The 22,452-nt window shown below is 54.7% G+C and carries 20 protein-coding genes; 6 read left to right on the top strand and 14 right to left on the bottom strand.

Features of this window, described 5'->3' with window-relative positions; translation table 11 throughout:
• Window positions 1-182 precede the first annotated feature (182 nt).
• Entirely contained in the window at window positions 183-986 is an 804-nt protein-coding gene (locus HHI26_RS17335) for a mannosyl-3-phosphoglycerate phosphatase-related protein (RefSeq protein ID WP_171149410.1), read from the top strand.
• 27 nt (window positions 987-1,013) lie between these two features.
• Window positions 1,014-2,234 carry a glycosyl transferase gene (locus HHI26_RS17330; RefSeq protein ID WP_133842868.1) on the top strand — a complete coding sequence of 407 codons (1,221 nt, stop codon included), beginning with the start codon at window positions 1,014-1,016 and terminating at the stop codon, window positions 2,232-2,234.
• On the opposite strand, the gene dgcQ is transcribed toward HHI26_RS17330, so the two are convergent.
• On the bottom strand, window positions 2,231-3,883 hold the full coding sequence (dgcQ, locus tag HHI26_RS17325) for a cellulose biosynthesis regulator diguanylate cyclase DgcQ (RefSeq protein WP_133842866.1): 1,653 nt from the start codon (window positions 3,881-3,883) through the stop codon (window positions 2,231-2,233). The two genes, HHI26_RS17330 and dgcQ, sit on opposite strands and share 4 nt — an antisense overlap.
• 207 nt (window positions 3,884-4,090) lie before the next feature.
• Here dgcQ and HHI26_RS17320 point away from each other — a divergent pair, with 207 nt between their 5' ends.
• Together HHI26_RS17320 and mfd are read left to right on the top strand one after the other, a co-directional pair.
• Entirely contained in the window at window positions 4,091-4,300 is a 210-nt protein-coding gene (locus tag HHI26_RS17320) for a hypothetical protein (RefSeq protein ID WP_171149409.1), read from the top strand.
• 115 nt (window positions 4,301-4,415) lie between these two features.
• A complete protein-coding gene (gene mfd, locus HHI26_RS17315) occupies window positions 4,416-7,862 on the top strand; it encodes a transcription-repair coupling factor (protein ID WP_133842862.1) in 3,447 nt (1,148 codons plus the stop codon).
• Between the two features lie 55 nt (window positions 7,863-7,917).
• Here the strand turns inward: mfd and HHI26_RS17310 are convergent, their stop codons facing one another.
• The 8 genes from HHI26_RS17310 to hinT all read right to left on the bottom strand — a co-directional run bounded on the left by HHI26_RS17310 (window position 7,918) and on the right by hinT (window position 14,101).
• The gene (locus HHI26_RS17310; RefSeq protein ID WP_133842860.1) at window positions 7,918-8,457 is read right to left on the bottom strand and encodes a glycine zipper 2TM domain-containing protein; all 540 of its coding nucleotides are present in this window, start codon (window positions 8,455-8,457) and stop codon (window positions 7,918-7,920) included.
• A 280-nt stretch (window positions 8,458-8,737) separates the two neighbouring features.
• Window positions 8,738-10,042 carry an NAD(P)/FAD-dependent oxidoreductase gene (locus tag HHI26_RS17305; protein ID WP_133842858.1) on the bottom strand — a complete coding sequence of 435 codons (1,305 nt, stop codon included), beginning with the start codon at window positions 10,040-10,042 and terminating at the stop codon, window positions 8,738-8,740.
• A gap of 246 nt (window positions 10,043-10,288) precedes the next feature.
• A complete protein-coding gene (ycfP, locus tag HHI26_RS17300; RefSeq protein ID WP_133842856.1) occupies window positions 10,289-10,831 on the bottom strand; it encodes an alpha/beta hydrolase YcfP in 543 nt (180 codons plus the stop codon).
• A 39-nt stretch (window positions 10,832-10,870) separates the two neighbouring features.
• Window positions 10,871-11,890, bottom strand: a complete 1,020-nt coding sequence (gene nagZ, locus HHI26_RS17295; RefSeq protein WP_171149408.1) for a beta-N-acetylhexosaminidase — start codon at window positions 11,888-11,890, stop codon at window positions 10,871-10,873.
• A gap of 22 nt (window positions 11,891-11,912) precedes the next feature.
• On the bottom strand, window positions 11,913-12,719 hold the full coding sequence (gene thiK, locus HHI26_RS17290; RefSeq protein WP_205945541.1) for a thiamine kinase: 807 nt from the start codon (window positions 12,717-12,719) through the stop codon (window positions 11,913-11,915).
• Window positions 12,720-12,741: 22 nt separating this feature from the next.
• On the bottom strand, window positions 12,742-13,344 hold the full coding sequence (lpoB, locus tag HHI26_RS17285) for a penicillin-binding protein activator LpoB (RefSeq protein ID WP_227536010.1): 603 nt from the start codon (window positions 13,342-13,344) through the stop codon (window positions 12,742-12,744).
• Window positions 13,345-13,355: 11 nt separating this feature from the next.
• Window positions 13,356-13,724: a DUF1425 domain-containing protein gene (locus HHI26_RS17280; protein WP_133842850.1), complete on the bottom strand. Its 369-nt coding sequence runs from the start codon at window positions 13,722-13,724 to the stop codon at window positions 13,356-13,358.
• Between the two features lie 26 nt (window positions 13,725-13,750).
• On the bottom strand, window positions 13,751-14,101 hold the full coding sequence (gene hinT, locus HHI26_RS17275) for a purine nucleoside phosphoramidase (protein ID WP_133842848.1): 351 nt from the start codon (window positions 14,099-14,101) through the stop codon (window positions 13,751-13,753).
• Window positions 14,102-14,474: 373 nt separating this feature from the next.
• On the opposite strand from hinT, the gene HHI26_RS17270 reads away from it, so the two are divergent.
• Entirely contained in the window at window positions 14,475-16,085 is a 1,611-nt protein-coding gene (locus HHI26_RS17270) for an MFS transporter (RefSeq protein ID WP_133842845.1), read from the top strand.
• Window positions 16,066-17,205, top strand: coding sequence for a glycoside hydrolase family 88 protein (locus HHI26_RS17265; protein ID WP_133842844.1), 1,140 nt, complete (start codon window positions 16,066-16,068; stop codon window positions 17,203-17,205). Before HHI26_RS17270 ends, HHI26_RS17265 begins: the two co-directional genes overlap by 20 nt.
• A gap of 50 nt (window positions 17,206-17,255) precedes the next feature.
• On the opposite strand, the gene ptsG is transcribed toward HHI26_RS17265, so the two are convergent.
• From ptsG to yceG, 5 genes are all read right to left on the bottom strand, one after another.
• Window positions 17,256-18,692, bottom strand: a complete 1,437-nt coding sequence (gene ptsG / locus HHI26_RS17260; protein ID WP_133842842.1) for a PTS glucose transporter subunit IIBC — start codon at window positions 18,690-18,692, stop codon at window positions 17,256-17,258.
• A gap of 314 nt (window positions 18,693-19,006) precedes the next feature.
• On the bottom strand, window positions 19,007-19,798 hold the full coding sequence (locus tag HHI26_RS17255) for a metal-dependent hydrolase (protein WP_133842840.1): 792 nt from the start codon (window positions 19,796-19,798) through the stop codon (window positions 19,007-19,009).
• A gap of 10 nt (window positions 19,799-19,808) precedes the next feature.
• Window positions 19,809-20,807 carry a DNA polymerase III subunit delta' gene (gene holB / locus HHI26_RS17250; protein ID WP_133842838.1) on the bottom strand — a complete coding sequence of 333 codons (999 nt, stop codon included), beginning with the start codon at window positions 20,805-20,807 and terminating at the stop codon, window positions 19,809-19,811.
• The gene (tmk, locus tag HHI26_RS17245; RefSeq protein WP_133842836.1) at window positions 20,804-21,436 is read right to left on the bottom strand and encodes a dTMP kinase; all 633 of its coding nucleotides are present in this window, start codon (window positions 21,434-21,436) and stop codon (window positions 20,804-20,806) included. Before tmk ends, holB begins: the two co-directional genes overlap by 4 nt.
• Window positions 21,426-22,451: a cell division protein YceG gene (gene yceG, locus HHI26_RS17240; protein WP_133842834.1), complete on the bottom strand. Its 1,026-nt coding sequence runs from the start codon at window positions 22,449-22,451 to the stop codon at window positions 21,426-21,428. The genes tmk and yceG overlap by 11 nt, the downstream gene beginning before the upstream one ends.
• Window position 22,452 lies beyond the last annotated feature (1 nt).

Genomic DNA, 22,452 nt, shown 5'->3' with positions numbered 1-22,452 from the left:
GCACCACATCTGGCTTCTTCTTCCTACCGGGATAATCACGCCCGTTATTTAACACTGTTTTTTTTAAGATAATTCCTGGAGTGAGTGGAAGCCTTGCCTCAATCCCTTCCCTACCCTTCTCAATGCGATGGCTGAGCTATACTGACGGTTCTACTGCCAAATATCACTCTGAGGTAGGGCTTATGCCGACGTTGCAGGACCCACTGATGATCGTCACCGATCTCGACGGCTCGCTGCTTGATCACCACACCTACAGCTGGCAGCCTGCTGAGCCCTGGCTGGCGCGTTTGCAAGCGCACCACATTCCGCTGGTGATCTGCTCAAGCAAAACCGCAGCAGAAATCATTCCGATACAGCGAGCACTGGGGCTAAGTGGCACCCCTTTTATTGCTGAAAACGGTGCCGTTGTGAGCGATGGTCATGCCCGTACGCCGTCACCGCATCTTCCTGAAAGCACCGTTAACTACGCGGCATTGTGCGGGCAGTTAGCACAACTGAAGCAGCAGTATGGCTTTAAGTTCACCGGTTTTTCTGATGTGAGCGAAAAAGAGGTTTCCGAATGGACGGGACTGACGCCGCATGATGCTGCTCTGGCCAGATTGCGCGAAGCCTCCGAAAGCCTTATCTGGCGTGACAGTAGCGAACAGTTCGCCCTGTTCCGCCAGCAGTTGGAGGCCCGGGCATTGACCTTAGTTCAGGGAGGACGCTTCTGGCACGTGATGCGGGAAGGCAGCGGCAAAGGCGCCGCACTGCGCTGGCTACTTCAACACACCCTGCAGGGAGACAAATCCCCCGTCACCATTGGACTGGGCGATGGCCCCAACGATGCGCCGATGCTGGATGCCGTCGATTATGCCATCGTAATCAAAGGCTACAGTAAAAATCCCATCATCCTGGAACGTCAGGATAAACATCATATCTATCATACCGCGCACTTTGGCCCCGAGGGCTGGAGCGAAGGGCTGACGCATTTTATCACTCAGTAAACTGAGGCGATTTTTAAGGGGTAAGCGATGAGCGATTTTTACCAGAATGGCGTGATAACGAATTTTCATAATCTGACCGGACGCTCCGTAGAGACGCTGGAAAAAGATCTGGTGCGCTTTTCGCGCAAGCGCAAAATGGGGTTGATCCTGCCATCACTCTTTTCCGAACTGGAAGGTCCAGCCCTCAGTCATATTGTCGATGAACTGGCCAAAGTCCCCTACCTGTCGGAGATTGTTATCGGTCTGGACCGCGCGGACCGCGACCAGTTTCTGCTCGCTCGCGAGTTCTTTTCACGTCTGCCACAGCGACATCGTATTTTGTGGAACGATGGACCGCGTCTGAAGGCGCTGGATGCGGAGCTGGACAAAGAGGGGCTATCACCTTCGCAACCGGGAAAAGGCCGTAACGTCTGGTTTTGCACCGGCTATACCCTGGCGTCAGACAAGTCGGCCTGCGTCGCCCTGCACGACTGCGATATTGTTACCTATGAACGGGGAATGCTGGCGCGCCTGCTCTATCCTCTGGCTAACCCCGGCTTTCAGTATGAGTTCTGCAAAGGTTTCTATGCGCGGGTAGCCGATAACAAGCTCAACGGTCGTGTGGGACGGCTGCTGGTGGGACCGCTGTTACGTTCTCTGCAAAAAGTATACGGTCACTCTGACTATCTGGATTACCTGACCAGCTTTCGCTACCCTCTTTCCGGCGAGTTCGCCATGCGCACGCATGTGCTCAACGGCATCAAGCTGCCGGGCGACTGGGGGCTGGAGATCGGCGTACTGTCAGAAATATATCGCAACTACACCACCCGCCAGAGCTGCCAGGTAGAGATCGCGGATAATTACGATCATAAGCATCAGCCACTGGCAGAAGAGGACGGCACTGGCGGTCTGAAGCGCATGAGCAACGACATTGTGCAGTCGTTACTGCGCAAGATGGCCACGATGGGAGTCAGTATCACCAGTGATTCCTTCCGCGTGCTGAAAGCGACCTATTATCGCAATGCGCTGGATATGATGGAAATCTACCACCATGAAGCGACCATGAATGGCCTGACTTTCGATCAACATGCGGAAGAAGCCGCCGTCGAAACGTTTACGCAGTCGATCCTTGATGCCGGACAAGCCTTTATTGAGCGCCCGAATGAGAAGCCGTTTATCCCCAGCTGGAGCCGTGTACAATCGGCCTTTCCTGATATCATGCAACGCATTTACCAGGCGGTTGAAGATGATAACAGCGGGGACGTTTAAGGCCCGCTGCTGACGCAGTTACGGCCGGCGGCTTTTGCCTGATAAAGCCGGCCATCTGCCACCGATTGCAGGGTATCTATCTGGTACTCCTGCTGCTCTTCGCTGCTGCTCACACCCAGTGAGGCGGTCACCTTCAACGTATGAGTGGCGTCAATCAACACCTCTTTTGAGGCCAGCTTGCCGCGAATTCGCTCCGCTATTTCTACTGCCTCCTCAAGCCCGGTATCGGGTAAGACAATGCAAAACTCTTCGCCCCCTACGCGCCCCAGCACATCCACTTTTCGCACGGTCTGGGCAATGATGGCCGCTGCATGGGTCAACACCACATCGCCCGCATGATGCCCAAGCGTATCGTTCACCGATTTAAAATGGTCAAGATCGAGCTGAATCAGAGAAACAGGCTGCTGCTGACGTTCACAGAACGCTGACACGCGTTCCGCATGGTCGAAAAAGGCACTGCGGTTTAACAGGCGGGTTAAACCATCATAGTTCGCACGCCAGCTCAGGGTTTCCTGAAGGGTCAATAAGCGCCCGATCATCCGAATGATGGCCTGATGGGACGCCAGCAGCGTCAGGCTGAACAGCCCCCACATCAGCAGCAGTATCATCATCACCCGTCCCGCTTCACCCCGCAGCCCCTCATGCAGGGTTTGCACATTAACCAGCAGTCCGTCGAAGTTTTGTAAATGCATCCAGGTGATTAACTGCATTCCTGAACGGATTTGCCCACTTTGCTCCGGGGTAACCTGGCTGAAAATGCTGGCCACCTGTGCAGCATCCAGTCCGTGTTCGTTCAGCGGTTGACCATCCGAAATCGCCACCGCGTGTTGTTGGCTATCGAACAAGATGATGCTGCCGTCCTGCCACCTGGGCAAAGCGTGCTGTAAGTACCGTTGAATGACCTGGGTGGAAAAGTCCATCGCCAGAACGCCATACCAGTATTGGTCATGGTCGACGGGCAGAGCCACCGTCACCACATCACCTTCGTTATCAACGGAACGATAGGTTCCAGACCAGCGAAGTTTACGCTGCGGGTTTTGTTCCGGGCTGGCACTGAGGAAATAAGGGCGGTTGATAACGCTGCTGTAACTTGTCGCCGTCTCGGCATGATCGTCAGGCACAGAACTCAGATAAAAACCGGCGCGCGAGATATACCAGAGACGGTAGTGGAAATCCTGTTGAGGATTGTTGAACTGCAGGATGTAGCTCATCTCAAGCGCGGCGGTTAGCTCATCGTTCAGGCGCTGTGGATCGCTGCGGTCGAGTAATGGCAGGCGCTGTACGGCAGCATCAGAAATTCCGGAGATCGGTATGCTGCGCTCGGTATTAATAGAGATGCTCCACAGCGGACTTTGCCGCTCGCCGGCAAAGACGGTTAACGCATCACGGGATTTATCGGTTTCCAGCGGATCGCCAAGCGCATGGCGCAGCATATTACGAAAGAAGAACATCTCATCAATACTTTGCTGCCACTGCCGCTCAAGGCTGCTGCCCGCCTGAGTCAGCCAGGCACGCTGGGTGGTTTCATGTGACGATTTCAGCACTATCGCTTCATGCAGGGTTAAAATGCTGGAGAAGGCAAAGACAATCGCAAAACAGAAATGAACCATGTTTTTAGGCCGAAAGAAACGCGAACTTTTGTCAGGCATCACTTAAGCATTCTCCGCCGCTACTCTTCTTGGTTTTTACACAGTTTAGACCGCTGCCTACTGCGCAGCCAGCACGCGGCGTTCGTACGACAGAGTGATGACATTTTTATTGATCTCCTTCAGGCCAAACCCCTTTCAACAGGGGGAAAATAGCGCTATTACTGTAAAGAGTATTCGCCTGAGGCCCTGCTGGTACAGGAGGTAGTAATGTCCAGATTTCCTAAAGGCAGTATTGTGCGCCATAAAACGGGACAGATTAAAGGTGTGGTCCTTAACGTCTTTGATCAGGGCGACCGATCCGCAGGATATTACATCAAGTGGGATGATGGAAACCACAGCTATCACGCTGAAAACGAACTGATATGGGCGAATATCGACCGCCCAAGAATGCATGATGGTCCACAATCACCAAAATAACGTACTGCCCCCAACAAGCGCTAAAATCAAGGTATACTCCATCTAGCTGAATCGGGCCCCCCCGGCGCGCCAGGGGTCCCGTTCTCCCTTTTGTGAAGAGACCGTCTAACTTATTATGCCTGAACTCTACCGTTATGACCTGCCGACCAGAGCAGGTGACCAGCGCCAGCTGGGGCAACTCACCGGCGCGGCCTGTGCCGTTGAATGCGCCGAAATTGTTGAACGTCATCATGGTTTGGTGATTTTGATTGCGCAGGATATGCAGAATGCACTGCGCCTGCAGGATGAAATCAAACAGTTTACCTCCCACCCCGTGATGGCACTGGCTGACTGGGAGACCCTGCCGTACGACAGTTTTTCTCCCCATCAGGAAATCATCTCCTCCCGGCTTTCCACTTTATATCAACTTCCCGGGCTGGAACGCGGGTTACTGATTATGCCAGTCAATACCCTGATGCAGCGCGTTTGCCCGCATAACTTCCTGCACGGCCACGCGCTGGTGATGAAAAAGGGACAGAAGCTCTCACGTGATAAACTGCGTGCCCAGCTTGAGCAAGCCGGTTATCGCAGCGTTGACCAGGTCATGGCACACGGTGAATTTGCTACCCGTGGCGCCCTGCTCGACCTCTATCCGATGGGCAGTGAACGTCCCTACCGCATCGACTTCTTTGATGATGAAATCGACAGCCTGCGTCTGTTCGATATCGACAGCCAGCGTACGCAGGAAGAAGTGACAGCGATCGATCTGCTGCCCGCTCACGAATTCCCGACCGATAAAAAAGCCATCGAACTGTTTCGCACCCAGTGGCGCGAGCATTTTGATGTGCGCCGTGAGCCCGAGCATATTTATCAGCAGGTGAGTAAGGGGACGTTGCCTACCGGGATTGAGTACTGGCAGCCGCTGTTTTTTGAGCAGCCCCTTCCCGCGCTGTTCAGCTATATCCCGGCCACCACACTGCTGGTGATTTCCGGCGATCTGGAAAGCGGCGCCGAGCGCTTCTGGCAGGATGTCAATGCACGTTATGAAAACCGCCGCGTCGACCCGATGCGCCCACTGCTACCGCCTCCGACATTGTGGCTGCGTACGGATGAATTGTTCAGCGAACTGAAGCTGTGGCCTCGCGTACAGTTGAAAACCGACCTGCTGGCTGACAAAGCCGCCAATACCAACCTGCGTTATGAAACGTTGCCGGACCTCGCCGTACAGGCGCAGGCCAAAGCCCCGCTGGACACGCTGCGCCGTTTCCTTGAGTCTTTCGATGGTCCGGTGGTGTTCTCGGTAGAAAGCGAGGGCCGCCGTGAAACGTTGCAGGAATTGCTGGCACGCATCAAGTTAAAACCCACCGCTATCGACTCGCTGCCGCAGGCCGACCAACCCGGCCACTATCTGTTAATTGGTGCCAGCGAACACGGCTTTATTGACCGGCTGCGCAACCGCGCCCTGATCTGTGAAAGCGATCTGCTGGGGGAGCGCGTCAGTCGCCGCCGTCAGGATAGCCGCCGGACCATTAACCCGGATGTCCTGATCCGTAACCTTGCCGAACTGCGTCCCGGTCAGCCCGTGGTGCATCTGGAGCACGGCGTGGGCCGCTACATTGGCCTCACTACGCTGGAAACGGGGGGGATTCAGGCCGAGTATCTGATGCTGGCCTATGCCGGGGATGCCAAGTTATATGTGCCAGTCTCGTCACTGCATCTGATCAGCCGTTATGCCGGCGGCGCCGAAGAGAATGCCCCACTGCATAAACTGGGCAGCGATGCCTGGTCACGTGCGCGGCAAAAAGCAGCCGAGAAAGTGCGTGACGTTGCAGCAGAGCTGCTGGATATCTACGCACAGCGCGAGGCGAAAACCGGGTTCGCGTTTAAGCACGACAAACAGCAGTACCAGCTGTTCTGTGAGAGCTTCCCTTTTGAAACCACCCCGGACCAGGCGCAGGCCATCAATGCGGTATTGAGCGATATGTGCCAGCCGCTGGCAATGGATCGTCTGGTGTGCGGCGATGTTGGCTTCGGTAAAACCGAAGTCGCCATGCGCGCCGCCTTCCTGGCCGTAGAAAATCATAAGCAGGTTGCCGTGCTGGTGCCGACCACCCTGCTGGCTCAGCAGCATTACGATAACTTCCGCGACCGTTTTGCTAACTGGCCGGTACGTATTGAGATGCTGTCACGTTTTCGTACCGCCAAAGAACAGGCACAGGTGCTGGCAGAAGCGCAGGAGGGTAAGGTCGATATTCTTATCGGCACCCACAAGCTGCTGCAAAACGACATCAAGTGGCGCGATCTGGGGTTACTGATCGTCGATGAAGAGCATCGCTTTGGCGTGCGCCATAAAGAGCGAATCAAAGCGATGCGCGCCGACGTGGATATCCTGACGCTCACCGCCACACCGATCCCGCGTACGCTGAATATGGCGATGAGCGGAATGCGCGATCTGTCGATTATTGCCACGCCGCCCGCGCGCCGTCTGGCGGTGAAAACCTTCGTACGTGAATATGACGATATGGTGGTGCGCGAGGCGATCCTGCGTGAGGTACTGCGCGGCGGCCAGGTGTATTACCTGTACAACGACGTTGAGAATATTGAAAAGGCGGCAAAACGCCTGTCGGATCTGGTGCCAGAAGCCCGTGTGGCCATCGGTCACGGTCAGATGCGTGAGCGCGAACTGGAGCGGGTGATGAATGACTTCCATCATCAACGTTTTAACGTGCTGGTCTGTACCACCATTATTGAAACCGGTATTGATATCCCGACCGCGAACACCATCATCATTGAACGCGCCGATCACTTTGGCCTGGCACAGCTGCATCAGCTGCGTGGTCGCGTCGGGCGTTCGCACCATCAGGCCTATGCCTGGCTGCTGACGCCACATCCAAAATCGATGACCACCGATGCGCATAAGCGTCTGGAAGCCATTGCTTCGTTAGAGGATCTGGGCGCCGGATTTGCGCTCGCAACACACGATCTGGAAATTCGTGGTGCCGGGGAGTTGCTGGGCGAAGGTCAGAGCGGCCAGATGGAAACCATTGGTTTCTCACTGTATATGGAACTGCTTGAAAACGCCGTCGATGCCTTAAAAGAGGGGCGTGAACCTTCGCTCGAGGATCTGACCAACAATCAGACCGAGATCGAGCTGCGTATGCCGGCACTATTGCCGGATGACTTTATCCCGGATGTGAATACCCGTCTTTCATTCTATAAACGCATTGCCAGCGCCGTGCAGCCGGGTGAACTGGACGACCTGAAGGTTGAGCTGATTGACCGTTTCGGCCTGCTGCCGGATGCGGCACGCAATCTGCTGGATATCGCGTCTATGCGTCTGGTGGCGAAAACGCTGGGTATCCGCAAGGTCGAAGCCAGTGAGAAAGGCGGTTTCGTTGAGTTTGCAGAGAAAAACAAGGTCGACCCGGTATGGCTGATTGGTCTGTTACAAAAAGAACCGCAGCACTGGCGCCTGGATGGGCCAACGCGTCTGAAATTTATCCGTGAGCTGGGCGAACGTAAGGTGCGGATGAAGTGGGTGCAGACGTTTATGCAGCAGATGCTGGAGAATGCAACGGGCTGACATCAAAAAAGGGACCATGAGGTCCCTTTTCATCGTATAGCGTCAATCTGCTGACTTACGCTTTATTACTCAGCACCAGCTGACCATTATCGTCTAACGGAATACGTGTACCCGGGTCATTCTCCATGCGGATTTTACCCTGCTGGTCGCCAATCTTATAAGTGACGTCATAACCCAGCATTTTTTCCTGCTTATCGTAGACCGTCTTACAACGCTGCTCGGTCGTGGTGTAGGTATCACGATCCTGCAACGCGCCCTGGACCTGGTTACCGCCATAGCCCCCCGCCAGCGCACCCGCCACGGTGGCAACATCACGACCACGACCGCCACCAAACTGGTGACCCAGCACACCACCGGCAACAGCACCCAGCACGGAACCGGCGATGCGGTTTTCATCCTGAACAGCGCGACGATGAGTCAGCGTGACGTTACGGCACTCCTGACGTGGATTCTTCAAGGTCTCTTTAATCGGCGTGGCTGAAAGTACCTGCGCGAACTGTGGGCTGCGATCGAACACATTCATACTGGCCACCGCTGCTACACCGAGTGCAGCCACAACACCAATACCAATACCCGCTAACATTGATTTATTCACAGGAAACCTCCTGACATTGTTACCGCGCATTCTTGATTACTGCGGCATCCTGAACAGGTGCGGCATATTCGGCGTGCGCGACGCGCCGTGGTAATTGATAGGAATTCTGCTACCAGCCGGGGATTGTGACAATAAGAATACTGGACGAAAATCGGATCAGGCATGATAAGAGAAAGTTTTTAAGAGAGTTCTTATCAAAGGGGATTAGCGGGGGGAGTCAGAAGAACGGCTTATACCACCACAGACGCTCATCCGGGAGTATAAGCCGTTTTTTCACAGCTTAGTGCAGCTTGAGGCGCGGACGGATCGCGCGGTTGATACTGCCCACCAGCACCATCAACCCGGTTTTAAAGTAACCGTGCAGCGCAACCTGGTGCATGCGGTACAGCGAGATATAGACGAAACGCGCAATGCGCCCTTCGACCATCATCGAACCGCGCATCAGGTTACCCATCAGGCTACCCACTGTACTGAAGCGGGACAGTGAGACCAGTGAACCGTGATCTTTATAGACGTACGGTTTCTGTGGCTGCCCTTTTATATCCGCCAGAATATTGGCCAAAACACGTGAGGCCATCTGGTGCGCAGACTGTGCGCGCGGAGGGACAAAACCGCCGGACGGCAACGCGCAGGATGCGCAGTCACCAATGGCGTAAATGTTCGGGTCACGAGTCGTCTGTAAGGTTGGCTCAACCACGAGCTGGTTAATACGGTTGGTTTCCAGGCCGCCCAGCTCTTTCATAAAGTCCGGTGCCTTGATCCCTGCCGCCCAGACCATCAGATCGGCATCAATAAATTCGCCGCTCTTGGTGTTCAGACCTTTTTTATCCGCGCTGGTGACCATCGTCTGAGTCAGCACGCGTACCCCCAACTTGGTCAGCTCGCTGTGAGCCGCGCTGGAGATACGCGGTGGCAGTGCAGGCAGAATACGTTCACCGGCTTCCACCAGCGTGACGTTCAACGCCTGGCTGTCCAGACCTTTATAGCCATAGCTGTGCAGCTGTTTCACCGCGTTATGCAGCTCGGCTGACAGCTCAACGCCGGTCGCACCCGCGCCGACAATAGCGATATTAACCTTATCCTGCGAACCTTCACTGGCGGAAAACTTCAGGAACAGGTTCAGCATCTCATTATGGAAACGGCGTGCCTGGTGTGGGTTATCGAGGAAGATACAGTTGTCTTTTACGCCCGGCGTACCAAAGTCGTTTGAGGTGCTCCCCAGCGCCATCACCAGCGTGTCATACGCCAGCTCACGCTCCGGGACCAGAAGTTCACCCTGCGCATCGCGAATTTCAGCCAGTTGCAGACGGTTATTCTCACGATCGAGGTTGGTGAGCGTTCCCAGCTGGAAGCTGAAACCATGTTTGTGCGCATGTGCCAGGTAGCTCAGGCCGTCAATACCTTCATCCAGCGACCCGGTTGCCACTTCGTGTAACAAGGGTTTCCACAAATGGCTGTGGTTACGATCCACCAGCGTAATGTGTGCTTTCTTCTTGCGGCCCAGTTTGTGCCCCAGCTGAGTCGCCAGTTCAAGACCTCCGGCACCTCCGCCGATGATTACAATTTTTTTCATAGGTGTTGTCAAACGACCCTCTCTAAAAGTAAACCAATCGTTAACTAAAAGTTAAATAAATAACCTTAGTAAACATAGGGTTGGCGATGTTAATTCGCGAGCTGGGGCCAGAATAACACGAGGGAATTCATCTGTTCTAAGAAAATTGATCCTGGTCAATTTTATTAGCAAAACTAAGAATAGTACGAATAAAGACCCTGCATCCAGCCCGCCTTTTAGCGGGCATGAGGTCTGTTTTCGAGGGATAAAAAACGGGGATTAACCTAATGATTTGAACGCTTTGATTCGCGGAAGATGATGGGAGATATTCTTGAATTTATGCCCTTCCACTTCATCCCATATCAGCTCGTAAAAATGTTGTAACGCCTCGGCACTGCGCTGGTTATCAAGCGCATCGTCATGACGGGAAAGAATGGTCATACAGCGGTCACGGTTCTTCTCACGGAAATTGCCGACGCATTTGGTGGCAATATCAACATACTCTTCCGGGCGGTCAATTTTGCCTTCCATCACTTCCTGTGGCCACAGGTTAGGATTGAACATCACCTGGCGCACATCACACAAGAAGCCGATACGTTCAGCCCAGTAGCCGCCCAGACCAACACCACAAATCAATGGCCGTTCGTCATCACTTTGCTGCAACATCTTGTAGGTCTCTTTCAGCAGATGCTGCATATCGTGCTTCGGATGCCGGGTGCTGTAGCTGAGCAGCCGGACATCCGGGTCAATAAACTGAAGTTGCAACACTTTTTCATGGTTGCCCGGGCTGTTTGAATCAAAACCGTGCAGATAAATAATCATTGTCATCCTCACCGTTGATGCGCCGCAGGCAGCCTGAAATCAGATGCCTGCCGCCGCTTTATGTTCCAGCCAGCGTTCCTGCAATTGACTCAGTGTGGCACTGGTCTCTTTCCAGCGTGTCGAGTCACGCAGTTGCTGATGGGTAAATGAGCTTCGATGGTAAAGCTGCGTCACCCTTTCAGCATTGATCGGCGACAGGTTATCCAACACGCTCACCGCTCCCTGACGATTATTGCATACCAGAATCATGTCACACCCGGCATCCAACGCGGCCTGACCCCGCTCGGCATAGCTGCCCATAATAGCCGCACCTTCCATCGACAAATCATCTGAAAAGATGACGCCGTCAAAACCAAGTTCCTCACGCAGCACGGTTTTTAGCCAGTGTGACGAACCGCTGGCCGGGCGCGCATCAACTTCAGTATAGATAACGTGGGCCGGCATAATTGCGTCCAGCGCCTGTTCCGCAATCAACTGCCTGAAGATTGGCATGTCATGCTGGCGGATCTCGGCTTCACTGCGCGTATCTCGCGGAGTTTCTTTATGGGAATCTGCACTCACAGCACCATGTCCCGGGAAATGCTTACCCGTGGTTTTCATTCCCGCGTCGTGCATCCCGCGAATAAATGAACGCGCCATTTGCAGGGCAACCTGCGGATTTTCATGGAATGAGCGTTCGCCGATGGCCGCGCTGCCGTGACCAATATCCAGTACCGGGGCGAAGCTGATATCAATATCCATTGCAATCATTTCAGAGGCCATCAACCAGCCTGCCTGCTGGGCCAGTGCCTCTGCCTGCTCACCACGATGTAATGCGGCAAAAGCCTGCATCGCTGGCAGACGCGTAAATCCGTCGCGGAAGCGCTGAACGCGGCCACCTTCCTGATCGACGGCCACCACCAAACGATGGCGCGATGCCGCACGGATCTGTCGCACCAGCTCACGCAGCTGCGCCGGATCGTGATAGTTACGGCTGAACAGGATCAGTCCGCCAACCAGCGGGTGTTGTAAAATTTCACGCTCTTCGGCATCCAGTTCGCCGCCTTGTACATCTAACATTACCGGTCCCACACTTCACCTCTTAACCTGATGACATGCGCTGCCAGCCCTCGGCTGCCAGCGTCTTAAATTGGTGTTCACCACTTTGCTGCCAGCGTAACTCATACCAGCTGGTCGCCAGTAGATCGAGCCACGGTAACCAACGGTCAACCTGCCGTCGTAGTGGGTCATAATCAAATTGTTGCCGATCCGAATAATGGACAATCAAACGCTGCTGTTGCTGTGCATCCAGCCCGTTACCCATTATGATCGCGGCCAGTTCCAGCGCCACATCGCCATCGCCGGCGTACTCCCAGTCAATCAGCCGCAGGCGCCCGTCATTGAGGATCAGGTTCCCACAGTGAATATCCATATGCAGTAAGGCCATCCGTAATGGTTTCGGTTCGCCCTGCCGCTGACAGCGCTTTAGCGCCCGCAGCCAGTGTATCTGGCGCCGCGCAGGCTGACTGCGCTGCCAGTAGCTCATCAGCAACGGCAGCAGCTGTAAGGGGTATCCTGACAGCGGCTGACGGTGCAAGCGGACGACTTCATTCACCAGAGGTTCTACCCACCTGTCCCACTGCCCTGTCGACAGCACGTTACCCGGCTGCCAGGCCAGAAGCAGCCAGTCCGCATTGCGTCCATAAACGCGCGGTGTAAGGCCGCTGGCGGCCAGTTTGCGCAGCAGTCGGTATTCACGCTGGCGATCCACCCCAGGCATGGTCTGCAGCCCTGCGGCACGCCTGGCCAGCAGGGAAACTCCCTCAAGCGAAACCTGAACACTGCACCCGCTCAATCCCTCAAGGGGGGAAAAAGAACCGGCGGCTCGCGCCGCCGGAAATTGTTGCATGATCAGCCGCTCAAGGGCGGGATCAGTGCACAACGGCACCGCTACCTGACCAGATGATTTCGCCGGTCTGCACCAGCATTAACTGCATTTGCAGCGTGGGTGCTTTCACATCCCCCTCCGCATTGCTGTACAGCACATACTGTGCACCCACGTAACGCGCCAGACCCACCGCTTTACTGCGTGAGACCAGGCTGTCATCCGCTGACAGACCGAGCGTCTGCTTCGCCACCGCCAGTTGTTGTGGCGTCACCAGCGTAAACTGGGTGTTATCCTTCAACGCACTTTGCAGCGCAGCCGTCGCTTTAGCACTTTGCAGGCTGCCGTTGGTGCTGTTTTTTACATTATCCACCAGCAGCACGCCGCCAGGCGTAACGCCATCCGCTTTGAGCATCTGGGCAATCAGCGGAGAAACACTGGCTGGCCAGTTGAGGGTTTGCATTTTCGGCGGCGGTGGCACGTTCTGCCCCGGCTCTGCTTTTGGCTGTTCAGGCACAGTAATCGGTGGCTGCACCGGTTCAACGGGCGCAGGGGGTGCCGTTTCCTGTTGCTTCTGAAAAAATACACAGCCGCTCAGAAAAAGCGCCAGCATCAGCACCCCTGAGCGTTTAACGATGTTGCTGTTCACGCGATAACTCCTTACAGATACAGATAGAGACGAACTTTGCTCGCCGTCAGATTACCGGTTTGAGATGAAATTTCGGCTTTACCATGAGCGGGTACCGTCAGGGTATGTGGTCGTTCAAACGGCAAGATTTCCAGCCCTTTGTCATCATACCAATAGAATCGGTAGGTCACCTGGACCGGTTTTTCCTGCTGATTAAATAGTACCGTTGACGCACGCTGTTGTCCTTCTGTCTCGCGGATCGTCGGTTCGTCGGTCGTGATCCCCGCTGACAATACTGACGATTCCATCACCAGTGACTGTGAGGTATTGATGGCAGTACGATCGCTGCTGCATCCGGTTAATGCTATCAGTAACGTGATGGCCGTTACGCTTGCCCGCATAGGATTATGTCCGTATTCGTTGGCGTTCAGGACGCCAGCATTGGGCCTAAAGGTCGGCCACCGACAAGATGCAGGTGGATATGATAAACCTCCTGCCCGCCGTGTTTATTGCAGTTCATGATCAAACGGTAGCCGTCTTCAGCAATCCCTTCATCCTTCGCGATTTTCGCCGCTACGGTGATCATACGTCCCAGCGCGGCTTCGTGCCCGGCGACAGCATCGTTAGCCGTGGCAATCAGCAGGTTAGGAATGATAAGAATGTGCGTCGGCGCCTGCGGGGAGATATCGCGAAATGCCGTGACCAGTTCATCCTGATAGACGATGTCGGCCGGGAGTTCACGGCGGATAATTTTACTGAAAATGGTTTCTTCAGCCATGCTATCTGTCCTTGTGTTCATGTCGTTAACGTTACCGCAGTATGAGCGAGAGAATCGTTTTCTTTCAACCTGCAACTGACTTTTCTTTGGTTAATCGCTCGGCTTTACGGCATTTCACTCTCTCAGCGTTGCCCTTCACCCTCTTTCTGTGCTGTTCATCAACAAAATGAACCGCTACTTTCGATAAAAACAAAACAGTGTTTTATAAATTTAGATGTGCGACACACCGATGACGGCCATTTTGCCACCTTCTTGCCTCAGATGGCAAAAACGGCAAGGTTCAGCCATCGCGAACGCTCTATTTTTCCAGCATCCGTATGAGTTGTCCGGAACCTGTGGCTGAAGCCACCCCACCGCGCAAGGAGTTTTCCTGATGCACACTCGTAAGATCGGACTGGCAAATTATCTCGCCTACGGTTCCGGTGATTTTCTCGGCGCCGGCACTACTGCCCTGACCGCCGCATGGCTGCTTTATTTTTACACCACCTTCTGTGGCCTGACGCCAATTGAAGCGACCTTTATCTTCGCCCTTGCCCGGGTGCTGGACGCCGTGATCAGTCCACTGATGGGCTTTCTCACCGATAACTTCGGCAGCACCCGGCTGGGTAAACGCTTTGGCCGCCGTAAGTTCTTTATTTTGCTCGGCATTCCCTGTGTGTTCAGCTACAGCCTGATGTGGGTCGGGGATATGAGCTACCTGTGGTATCTGCTCACTTATCTGCTGTTTGATATCGTCTACACCATGGTGCTGGTGCCCTATGAAACACTGGTACCGGAAATGACCGACGACTTTAAGCAGAAAACGCGCTTCTCCGGTGCCCGTATCGCCCTCGCCCAGCTATCTGCGATTCTTGCCGCCTTTTTACCGGGCATCCTGCTGGGGGTTTTCGGTAAGGACAACGCGGTGTCATTCTTCTATTCCAGCCTGGTGTTTTCCACACTCTGTGCCATCGTGCTGACGCTGGTGTGGTTCTTCACCTGGGAGCGTCCGGCCGATGCCATGTCGGAAGAGTCAAAACGCGCAGAGGAGGAGAAAAAACACCTCACGCTGGGCCAGAGCCTGAAACGCCTGTATGTCGAGCTGGCATCAACGTTACGTATCCGTATATTCCGCCAGCATCTTGGTATGTATCTCGGCGGCTACATCGCTCAGGATGTGTTTAACGCGGTGTTTACCTGGTACGTGGTTTTTGTGCTGATGCAGAGCGCGCAGCTGGCCTCCAACCTGATGGGCACCATGGCGGTCCTGCAATTTATCGCGGTGATTGGCATGATCCCGTTATGTATTCGTATTGGACCAGCCCCGGCCTATCGCCTGGTGGTGGCACTGTTTGCCGCCAGTGCCCTCTCATACTGCCTGCTGTGGTACGCAGGTATGAGTAATAACCTGGCACTGCTGCTGTTGATTTCCGCCGTAGCGGGTCTGGGGCGTGGTGGCATCAACTACATACCGTGGAATATTTACACCTACATCGCCGATGTGGATGAAGCCATTACCGGCCAGCGGCGCGAGGGGATTTTTGCCGGAATCATGACGCTGACGCGCAAAGCCTCACAGGCAGGTGCAGTGATGGTGGTCGGTATTGTCCTGCAACTTTCCGGGTTTGTCTCGGGCAAAGCGGAGCAGCTTCCCCAGGTCGGCCATACCATTGTCGTTATTCTCGGTGCCGGCACGCTGGTGATGCTGACATTCGGCTTTATTATCTCCCTGCGCTTTAAACTCAATCTTGCCACTCACCATACCCTGCGCGAAGAAACGCTGAAAATGCGCCAGGCCGATGGTGTGGTTCCGCAGCAGCTGACACCGGAAGCACGTGCCACCGTCGAAACCCTGACCGGTATGCCGTATGAGAATCTCTGGGGTAACAACAATGTTGGCTACCTCAATCGTCATAAACCTCAGGCAGCAGCGTTGTCAGAAACACGCGCCGCCTTCCCTTCTATCCGACCTCAGGAGCACCACGATGACAGTTTACCCGGTTAAGTTCAGCGCACTGCTGCGCCAGCCCGAATATCTGCTGCCGCGCACTGCGCTACAGCAGCTGATTGCTCGCGTCAGTGATAATCTGGTCGGCATTACTGATGAAAGCGGCGAATTTTTGCTGCGCCTGGATGATGGCCGGGTGATTGATACCAAAGGCTGGGCAGGCTGGGAGTGGACGCACGGCATCGGGCTGTACGGCATGTATCACTATTACCAGCAGACCGGCGATAAGCTGACGCTGCAACGTATTGATGACTGGTTTAGCGCACGGCTCCAGGAGGGTACACCGACCAAAAACGTCAATACTGTCTGTCCGTTCCTGACCCTCGCGTACCGCTATGAAGAAACGCGCGATCCGTCGCTGCGCCCGGTACTGGAACGCTGGGCAGAATGGGTGATGTATGACATGCCGCGCACTGAGCATAACGGCATTCAGCATCTGGTCTACAACAATGAGAACCACCAGCAGATGTGGGATGACACGCTGATGATGAGCGTGTTGCCACTGGCGAAAATCGGCCAGTTGCTTAACCGTCCGGAATTTGTTGAAGAAGCCACCTATCAGTTTCTGCTGCATACACAATATCTGATGGATCGCCAGACCGGCCTGTGGTTCCACGGCTGGACATTCGACGGCCACCACAACTTTGCCAACGCCCGCTGGGCGCGCGGTAACAGCTGGCTGACCATCGCCATTCCCGATTTTCTTGAACTGATGAACTGGCCGGAGCAACACGCCACCCGCCGCTACTTGCTTCAGGTGCTGGAAAGACAGGTGAAAGCGCTGGCGGAGTGCCAGCATGAAAGCGGGTTATGGCATACGCTGCTGGACGATCGTGACGCGTATCTTGAAGCCTCGGCGACTGCCGGTTTCGCTTACGGCATCCTGAAAGCTGTGCGTAAACGCTATCTCAGCCGCGACTATTATCCTGTGGCCGAGCGTGCACTGAAAGGTGTGATGGAACACATCAATGATGACGGTGAGCTGACGCAGGTGTCATTCGGCACCGCGATGGGCAGTGATTTAGACTATTACCGCCAGATACCGCTGACCTCAATGCCGTATGGACAGGCGATGGCGCTCCTGTGCCTGACAGAGTATCTGCGGGTCTATCTCTGAGGCATAAAAAAAGGGGCGCTTTCGCGCCCCTTCTGGTCACTATACCGTGATCATTTCGAATTACGGATAAAGTCATCCATATCGGTTTTCAGGTTATCGGATTTAGTACCGAAAATCGCCTGAACACCAGAACCTGCCACGACCACACCGGCCGCACCCAGTTTCTTCAGACCCGCCTGGTCGACTTTGCTCACATCCGCCACGCTAACGCGCAGACGGGTGATGCAGGCATCCAGATTGGTGATGTTATCTTTACCGCCGAAGGCAGCCACCAGGTTACCCGCCATTTCACTGGCGTTGCCGACAGTCTGCTCGCTGGTCGTTTCTTCACGGCCAGGTGTTTTCAAATCCAGCTTGGCGATCAGTACACGGAAAATGGTGTAGTAGACCAGGCCGTAGACGATACCCACAATCGGGAACAGCCAGATTTTGCTGCTGTTACCGCTCAGAACGATGAAGTCGATCAGACCATGCGAGAAGCTGGTGCCGTCACGCATACCCAACAGGATAGCGATTGGGAAGGCCAGACCCGCCAGGATTGCGTGGATTGCATACAGAATCGGCGCAACGAACATGAACGAGAACTCGATCGGTTCGGTGATACCGGTCAGGAACGAGGTCAGCGCGGCGGAGATCATGATACCGCCCACTTTGGCACGGTTCTCAGGTTTCGCTGAATGCCAGATAGCAATCGCAGCGGCTGGCAGACCGTACATTTTGAACAGGAAACCACCTGACAGCATACCTGCCGTTGGATCACCCGCCATATAACGTGGAATATCACCGTGGAATACCTGGCCTGCCGCATTGGTGAATTCACCAATCTGCATCTGGAAGGGAACGTTCCAGATGTGGTGCAGACCGAATGGCACCAGCGAACGCTCAACCACGCCGTAAATGCCAAAGGCGACGACCGGGTTCTGATACGCCGCCCACTGTGAGAATTCCTGAATCGCAGTACCGACGGGTGGCCAGATAAAGGACAGCAACACACCGAGGAAAATCGCGGTAAAACCGGAGATGATCGGAACGAAGCGTTTACCCGCGAAGAAGCCCAGATACTCAGGCAGCTTGATGCGATAGAAGCGGTTAAACATATAGGCCGCGATGGAACCGGCAATAATCCCGCCCAGTACACCCGTGTCAGCCAGGTGCTTAGCCGCAATCTCTTCGGCAGGCAGGTGAAGGACCAGCGGTGCCACGACGGCCATCGTTTTCACCATGATGCCGTAAGCAACAACGGCGGCCAGCGCTGAAACGCCATCGTTATTGGTGAAGCCCAGTGCCACACCAATCGCGAAGATCAGCGGCATATTGGCAAACACCGAACCACCGGCTTCGGCCATCACATGAGAAACTACCGCTGGCAGCCAGTCGAAGTTGGCAGAACCAACGCCCAGCAGGATCCCCGCAATCGGCAGCACCGATACGGGCAACATCAGCGATTTACCGACCTTTTGCAGGTTCGCAAATGCATTTTTGAACATAGTGTAAAGCTCCTGAGTATGAGTGCTTTTCTTCGCGCTGTGCGCGTTGCAAAGGGGGAGGATCCTTTGCGGGTAGTGCAAAATAAGGAGCGTCTTAAGCGCTCTCGGTATTTATTACGAAGGGTAAAATAAATCCGCTCAAATTTGTTTGATGGCTATCACGTTTCGTTGAACGCGTGCCACTTCTTTAGTAAAAGTTGACGGGAAACGCCAGTTTTTTGCGCAAAAAAAATGCAGCACCCGATTTAAGGGCGCTGCACTTTACGACTTTTGCTTATTAATTACGAGCTATAAAAGAAATCCCGGCCTCAATGTCAGTCTGTCAGACGCGACATTGGCACATGAAATAAGCGCGAGAAGTTTTCTGTGGTCGCCTGCGCCATCTGCTCAATACTGACCCCTTTGACCACCGCCATGTATTCCGCTACATCGCGGGTATAAGCAGGCTGGTTTTCTTTGCCACGGTACGGCACCGGGGCAAGATACGGCGAGTCGGTTTCCACCAGCATACGGTCCAGTGGCACATGACGGGCGGCTTCGCGGATCTGTTCAGCGTTCTTGAATGTGGCAATTCCTGAGAAAGAAATATAGAACCCCATATCCAGCAGTCGGGTGGCGGTTTCACGATCTTCCGTAAAACAGTGCAACACACCGCCACACTCTTCTGCTTTCTCTTCCTGCAGGATCGCCAGCGTATCTTCGCGGGCATCGCGAGTATGGACGATCACGGGTTTGTTCAGATCGCGCCCGATGCGAATATGTTCGCGGAAAGAGGCCTGCTGACGCACCATCGTCTCTTTTTGATAAAAATAATCCAGCCCGGTTTCACCCATCGCGATAACGCGCGGGTGTGCGGCCAGCTCGCGCAATTCAGCGAAGTCATACGCCTCTTCCTGATTCAGGGGATGCACGCCGCATGAATATGCAACGTTTGGACGTTCCCCAATCAGGTCAACCATCGCTTTATAGCCCGGCAGCGTGGTCGCTACTGCCAGCATAAATTTCACATCGCGGGCAGCAGCCTTTGCCAGCACATCCGACACATCCTGGTGCAGCGTTTCATAATTCAGGCCATCGAGGTGGCAGTGGGAATCAACTAAAAACATAATGTACTCTCTAAAGCGGTGAACCGGCCGATGCCGGGTTGAGCATGGCTTCCCAGCCTAGCAGCTGATTGGTCAGTAGCAGTTCGCGGTTGACGGCGACCACATTCAGCAGGCGGTCGCGACAGATAATCCACTGGCGCAGACTGGCATCAATAGCGCTGGTCGGTAACAGGCTGGCGATACGCATCACGTCCGCCTGGCGATCGACGTTGCTGATAAACTGCCCGCCTCCCTGCTGCCATTTCACGGCATCGATCAGCAGTGAACAGAGCCATCCAATACGCTGGGCGGCATCATCATGATGTAACGCGGGAAGCAGGCTCAGCATATCACCCTGCAAAGCATCAGGTAGCGCCTCGCAGACCCGTTGACGTTGTTGCCAGATTTTGTCGTCCAGTAACGCCAGCGCTGCCGCAGGTGCGCCCGCTGACAGGCGCAAGGCGGCAGTACGTTCGCTCAGACCGGCCGCAGACTGTTTCTGTAACCATTGCAGACTTTGTGCTTCTGCGGGGGGAGCGAGGTGCCACAGCAGACAGCGGCTGCGCAGCGTCGGCAGCAGGCCCGAGGGTTCGCGGCTACTGAGTAAAAACCAGGTGTTTTTTGGCGGCTCTTCCAGCGTTTTCAGCAGCGCATTCGCGGCCGCTTCAGTCAACTGTCCGGCATCCGGCAGCCAGACAACTTTTGCCCCGCCCTGCTGCGCATGATGGTACAGCTTCTCAGTGACACTGCGCACTGCGTCAATGCCGAGCGAACTTTTGCCTTTTTCCGCTTCCAGCCGATACCAGTCCGGATGCGTTCCGGCCAGCATCAGCTGGCAGGCGTGGCATTCACCACAGCTTTTCAGGCCATCAGGCCGCTTGCACATCAGCCAGCGGCTGATCCCCCAGATAAGGGCATCATCGCCCATCCCCGGCAGCGCCTGAATCAGCAAAGCATGATGGCCGCGCTGTGCCTGATGCTGGCTGAGGATCTGACGGTAGCTGTGATTGAGCCACGGATACCAGTTCATTGCTGTTCCTGTAACCACTGGTCAAGCGTCTGGCGCAGCGAGACGGTAACCTGTTCCAGTGACTGGGTGGCATCCACGGTTTTGATACGGGTGTCAGCGGCTGCCAGCGCCAGATAACGGTCACGCGTGCGGATAAAGAAGTTGAGGGATTCCTGTTCGATGCGGTCCAGCGCGCCACGGGCACGGGCACGTTGCAGGCCAATTTCAGGCGTGACATCGAGGTACAACGTCAGGTCCGGGGAAAAATCGCCCAGTACTGCCTGCTTCAGGCTGCGCATTAACTCGCTGTCCATGCCGCGTCCTCCGCCCTGATAAGCCTGCGATGAGAGATCATGACGATCCCCTACCACCCAGGCACCGCGTGCCAGCGCAGGTTTAATGACATTTTCAACCAGCTGTACGCGGGCTGCGTACAGCATCAGCAGTTCCGCCTGATCGGTGATGGGTTCATCATTTATTCCCTGCTTGATCAACTCGCGCAGTTTCTCTGCCAGCGGCGTACCGCCGGGCTCGCGGGTAAAGACAATGTCGTTAATGCCGTGGCGCTGAAGTTCGCTGACCACGGCATCACGTGCTGTGGTTTTCCCTGCGCCTTCCAGGCCTTCAATAACGATAAATTTACTGTTCATTTTTTTCCTTCATCGCCAGGCGATACACCTGTACGGCTTTATTATGGCTGGCCAGATTGGTGGTAAAGGTATGCCCTCCTTTTCCATCGGCCACAAAATAGAGGAAGTTAGTTTTATCCGGGTGCGCTGCCGCAGCTAGCGAGGCTTTTCCTGGCATGGCAATCGGGCCTGGCGGCAGTCCGTTAATCGTATAGGTGTTATATGCCGTGGGCGTTTCCAGATTCTTGCGTGTTAGCGTGCCTTTATAGGCATCACCCATACCATAAATTACCGTCGGGTCGGTTTGCAGGCGCATGCCCAGACGCAGACGGTTGATAAATACCGAGGCGACGCGACGACGCTCGTCACTCACCGCAGTCTCTTTCTCAATGATCGAGGCCATGGTCAGCATATCATTTTTGCTTTTATACGGCAGGTTATCCATTTTACCCTGCCATTCACTGTCAACCAGCGTCACCATGCGATCATGCGCACGTTTCAACAGCGCGACGTCGGTGGTGTTCGCCGTATAAAGATAAGTATCGGGATAAAACCAGCCTTCCACGGCGGCTTGTTCCCCCTCCAGCTTTAATGCCGTGGCAACCGTCGTGAGTTTGTCATCCGTCAGGGTATGTTTAATGTATGGCGCATTGCGGAGCTGACTCAGCCATTCCTGCATACGCGTGCCTTCAACAAAACGCAGGGGGAATTGTGCCTCTTTACCGCTGGCCAGCAGCGCCAGCATCTCACGCACGGTCATTCCTGGCGTGAAGCGGTAGGTTCCGGCTTTAAATTTCGCCAGTTCAGGTTCCAACTTCAGCAGAACGCCAAACCACGGGCCATCAGGCACGATGTGCTTCGACTCCAGTTGAGCTTCCAGCACCACGCGGCCTGACCCCGCAGGCAGGGTAAAGATCGTTTCTTTATCAATGGTTAACGCAGAATCAGCCAGCTGGCGTGTTTGCCAGTAACCGTATGCGACTACCAGTAGCACGAATGCGAACAGCACTACTATCGTTTTTCGGAGTTTAGTCATG

The sequence above is a fragment of the Erwinia sp. JH02 genome, from assembly GCF_013074405.1.
Lineage (GTDB): Bacteria > Pseudomonadota > Gammaproteobacteria > Enterobacterales > Enterobacteriaceae > Erwinia > Erwinia rhapontici.
The sequence above is the reverse complement of the archived record's forward strand: the minus strand, read 5'-3'. Positions and strand labels throughout refer to the sequence as shown.

What these genes read in the sequence shown, in the direction of transcription:
- HHI26_RS17335 (WP_171149410.1), top strand. Translation starts at nt 183, where the DNA reads ATGCCGACGTTGCAGGACCCACTGATGATCGTCACCGATCTCGACGGC.
- HHI26_RS17330 (WP_133842868.1), top strand. Translation starts at nt 1,014, where the DNA reads ATGAGCGATTTTTACCAGAATGGCGTGATAACGAATTTTCATAATCTG.
- dgcQ (WP_133842866.1), bottom strand. Translation starts at nt 3,883, where the DNA reads ATGCCTGACAAAAGTTCGCGTTTCTTTCGGCCTAAAAACATGGTTCAT.
- HHI26_RS17320 (WP_171149409.1), top strand. Translation starts at nt 4,091, where the DNA reads ATGTCCAGATTTCCTAAAGGCAGTATTGTGCGCCATAAAACGGGACAG.
- mfd (WP_133842862.1), top strand. Translation starts at nt 4,416, where the DNA reads ATGCCTGAACTCTACCGTTATGACCTGCCGACCAGAGCAGGTGACCAG.
- ycfP (WP_133842856.1), bottom strand. Translation starts at nt 10,831, where the DNA reads ATGATTATTTATCTGCACGGTTTTGATTCAAACAGCCCGGGCAACCAT.
- nagZ (WP_171149408.1), bottom strand. Translation starts at nt 11,890, where the DNA reads ATGTTAGATGTACAAGGCGGCGAACTGGATGCCGAAGAGCGTGAAATT.
- thiK (WP_205945541.1), bottom strand. Translation starts at nt 12,719, where the DNA reads ATGCAACAATTTCCGGCGGCGCGAGCCGCCGGTTCTTTTTCCCCCCTT.
- HHI26_RS17280 (WP_133842850.1), bottom strand. Translation starts at nt 13,724, where the DNA reads ATGCGGGCAAGCGTAACGGCCATCACGTTACTGATAGCATTAACCGGA.
- hinT (WP_133842848.1), bottom strand. Translation starts at nt 14,101, where the DNA reads ATGGCTGAAGAAACCATTTTCAGTAAAATTATCCGCCGTGAACTCCCG.
- HHI26_RS17270 (WP_133842845.1), top strand. Translation starts at nt 14,475, where the DNA reads ATGCACACTCGTAAGATCGGACTGGCAAATTATCTCGCCTACGGTTCC.
- HHI26_RS17265 (WP_133842844.1), top strand. Translation starts at nt 16,066, where the DNA reads ATGACAGTTTACCCGGTTAAGTTCAGCGCACTGCTGCGCCAGCCCGAA.
- ptsG (WP_133842842.1), bottom strand. Translation starts at nt 18,692, where the DNA reads ATGTTCAAAAATGCATTTGCGAACCTGCAAAAGGTCGGTAAATCGCTG.
- HHI26_RS17255 (WP_133842840.1), bottom strand. Translation starts at nt 19,798, where the DNA reads ATGTTTTTAGTTGATTCCCACTGCCACCTCGATGGCCTGAATTATGAA.
- holB (WP_133842838.1), bottom strand. Translation starts at nt 20,807, where the DNA reads ATGAACTGGTATCCGTGGCTCAATCACAGCTACCGTCAGATCCTCAGC.
- tmk (WP_133842836.1), bottom strand. Translation starts at nt 21,436, where the DNA reads ATGAACAGTAAATTTATCGTTATTGAAGGCCTGGAAGGCGCAGGGAAA.
- yceG (WP_133842834.1), bottom strand. Translation starts at nt 22,451, where the DNA reads ATGACTAAACTCCGAAAAACGATAGTAGTGCTGTTCGCATTCGTGCTA.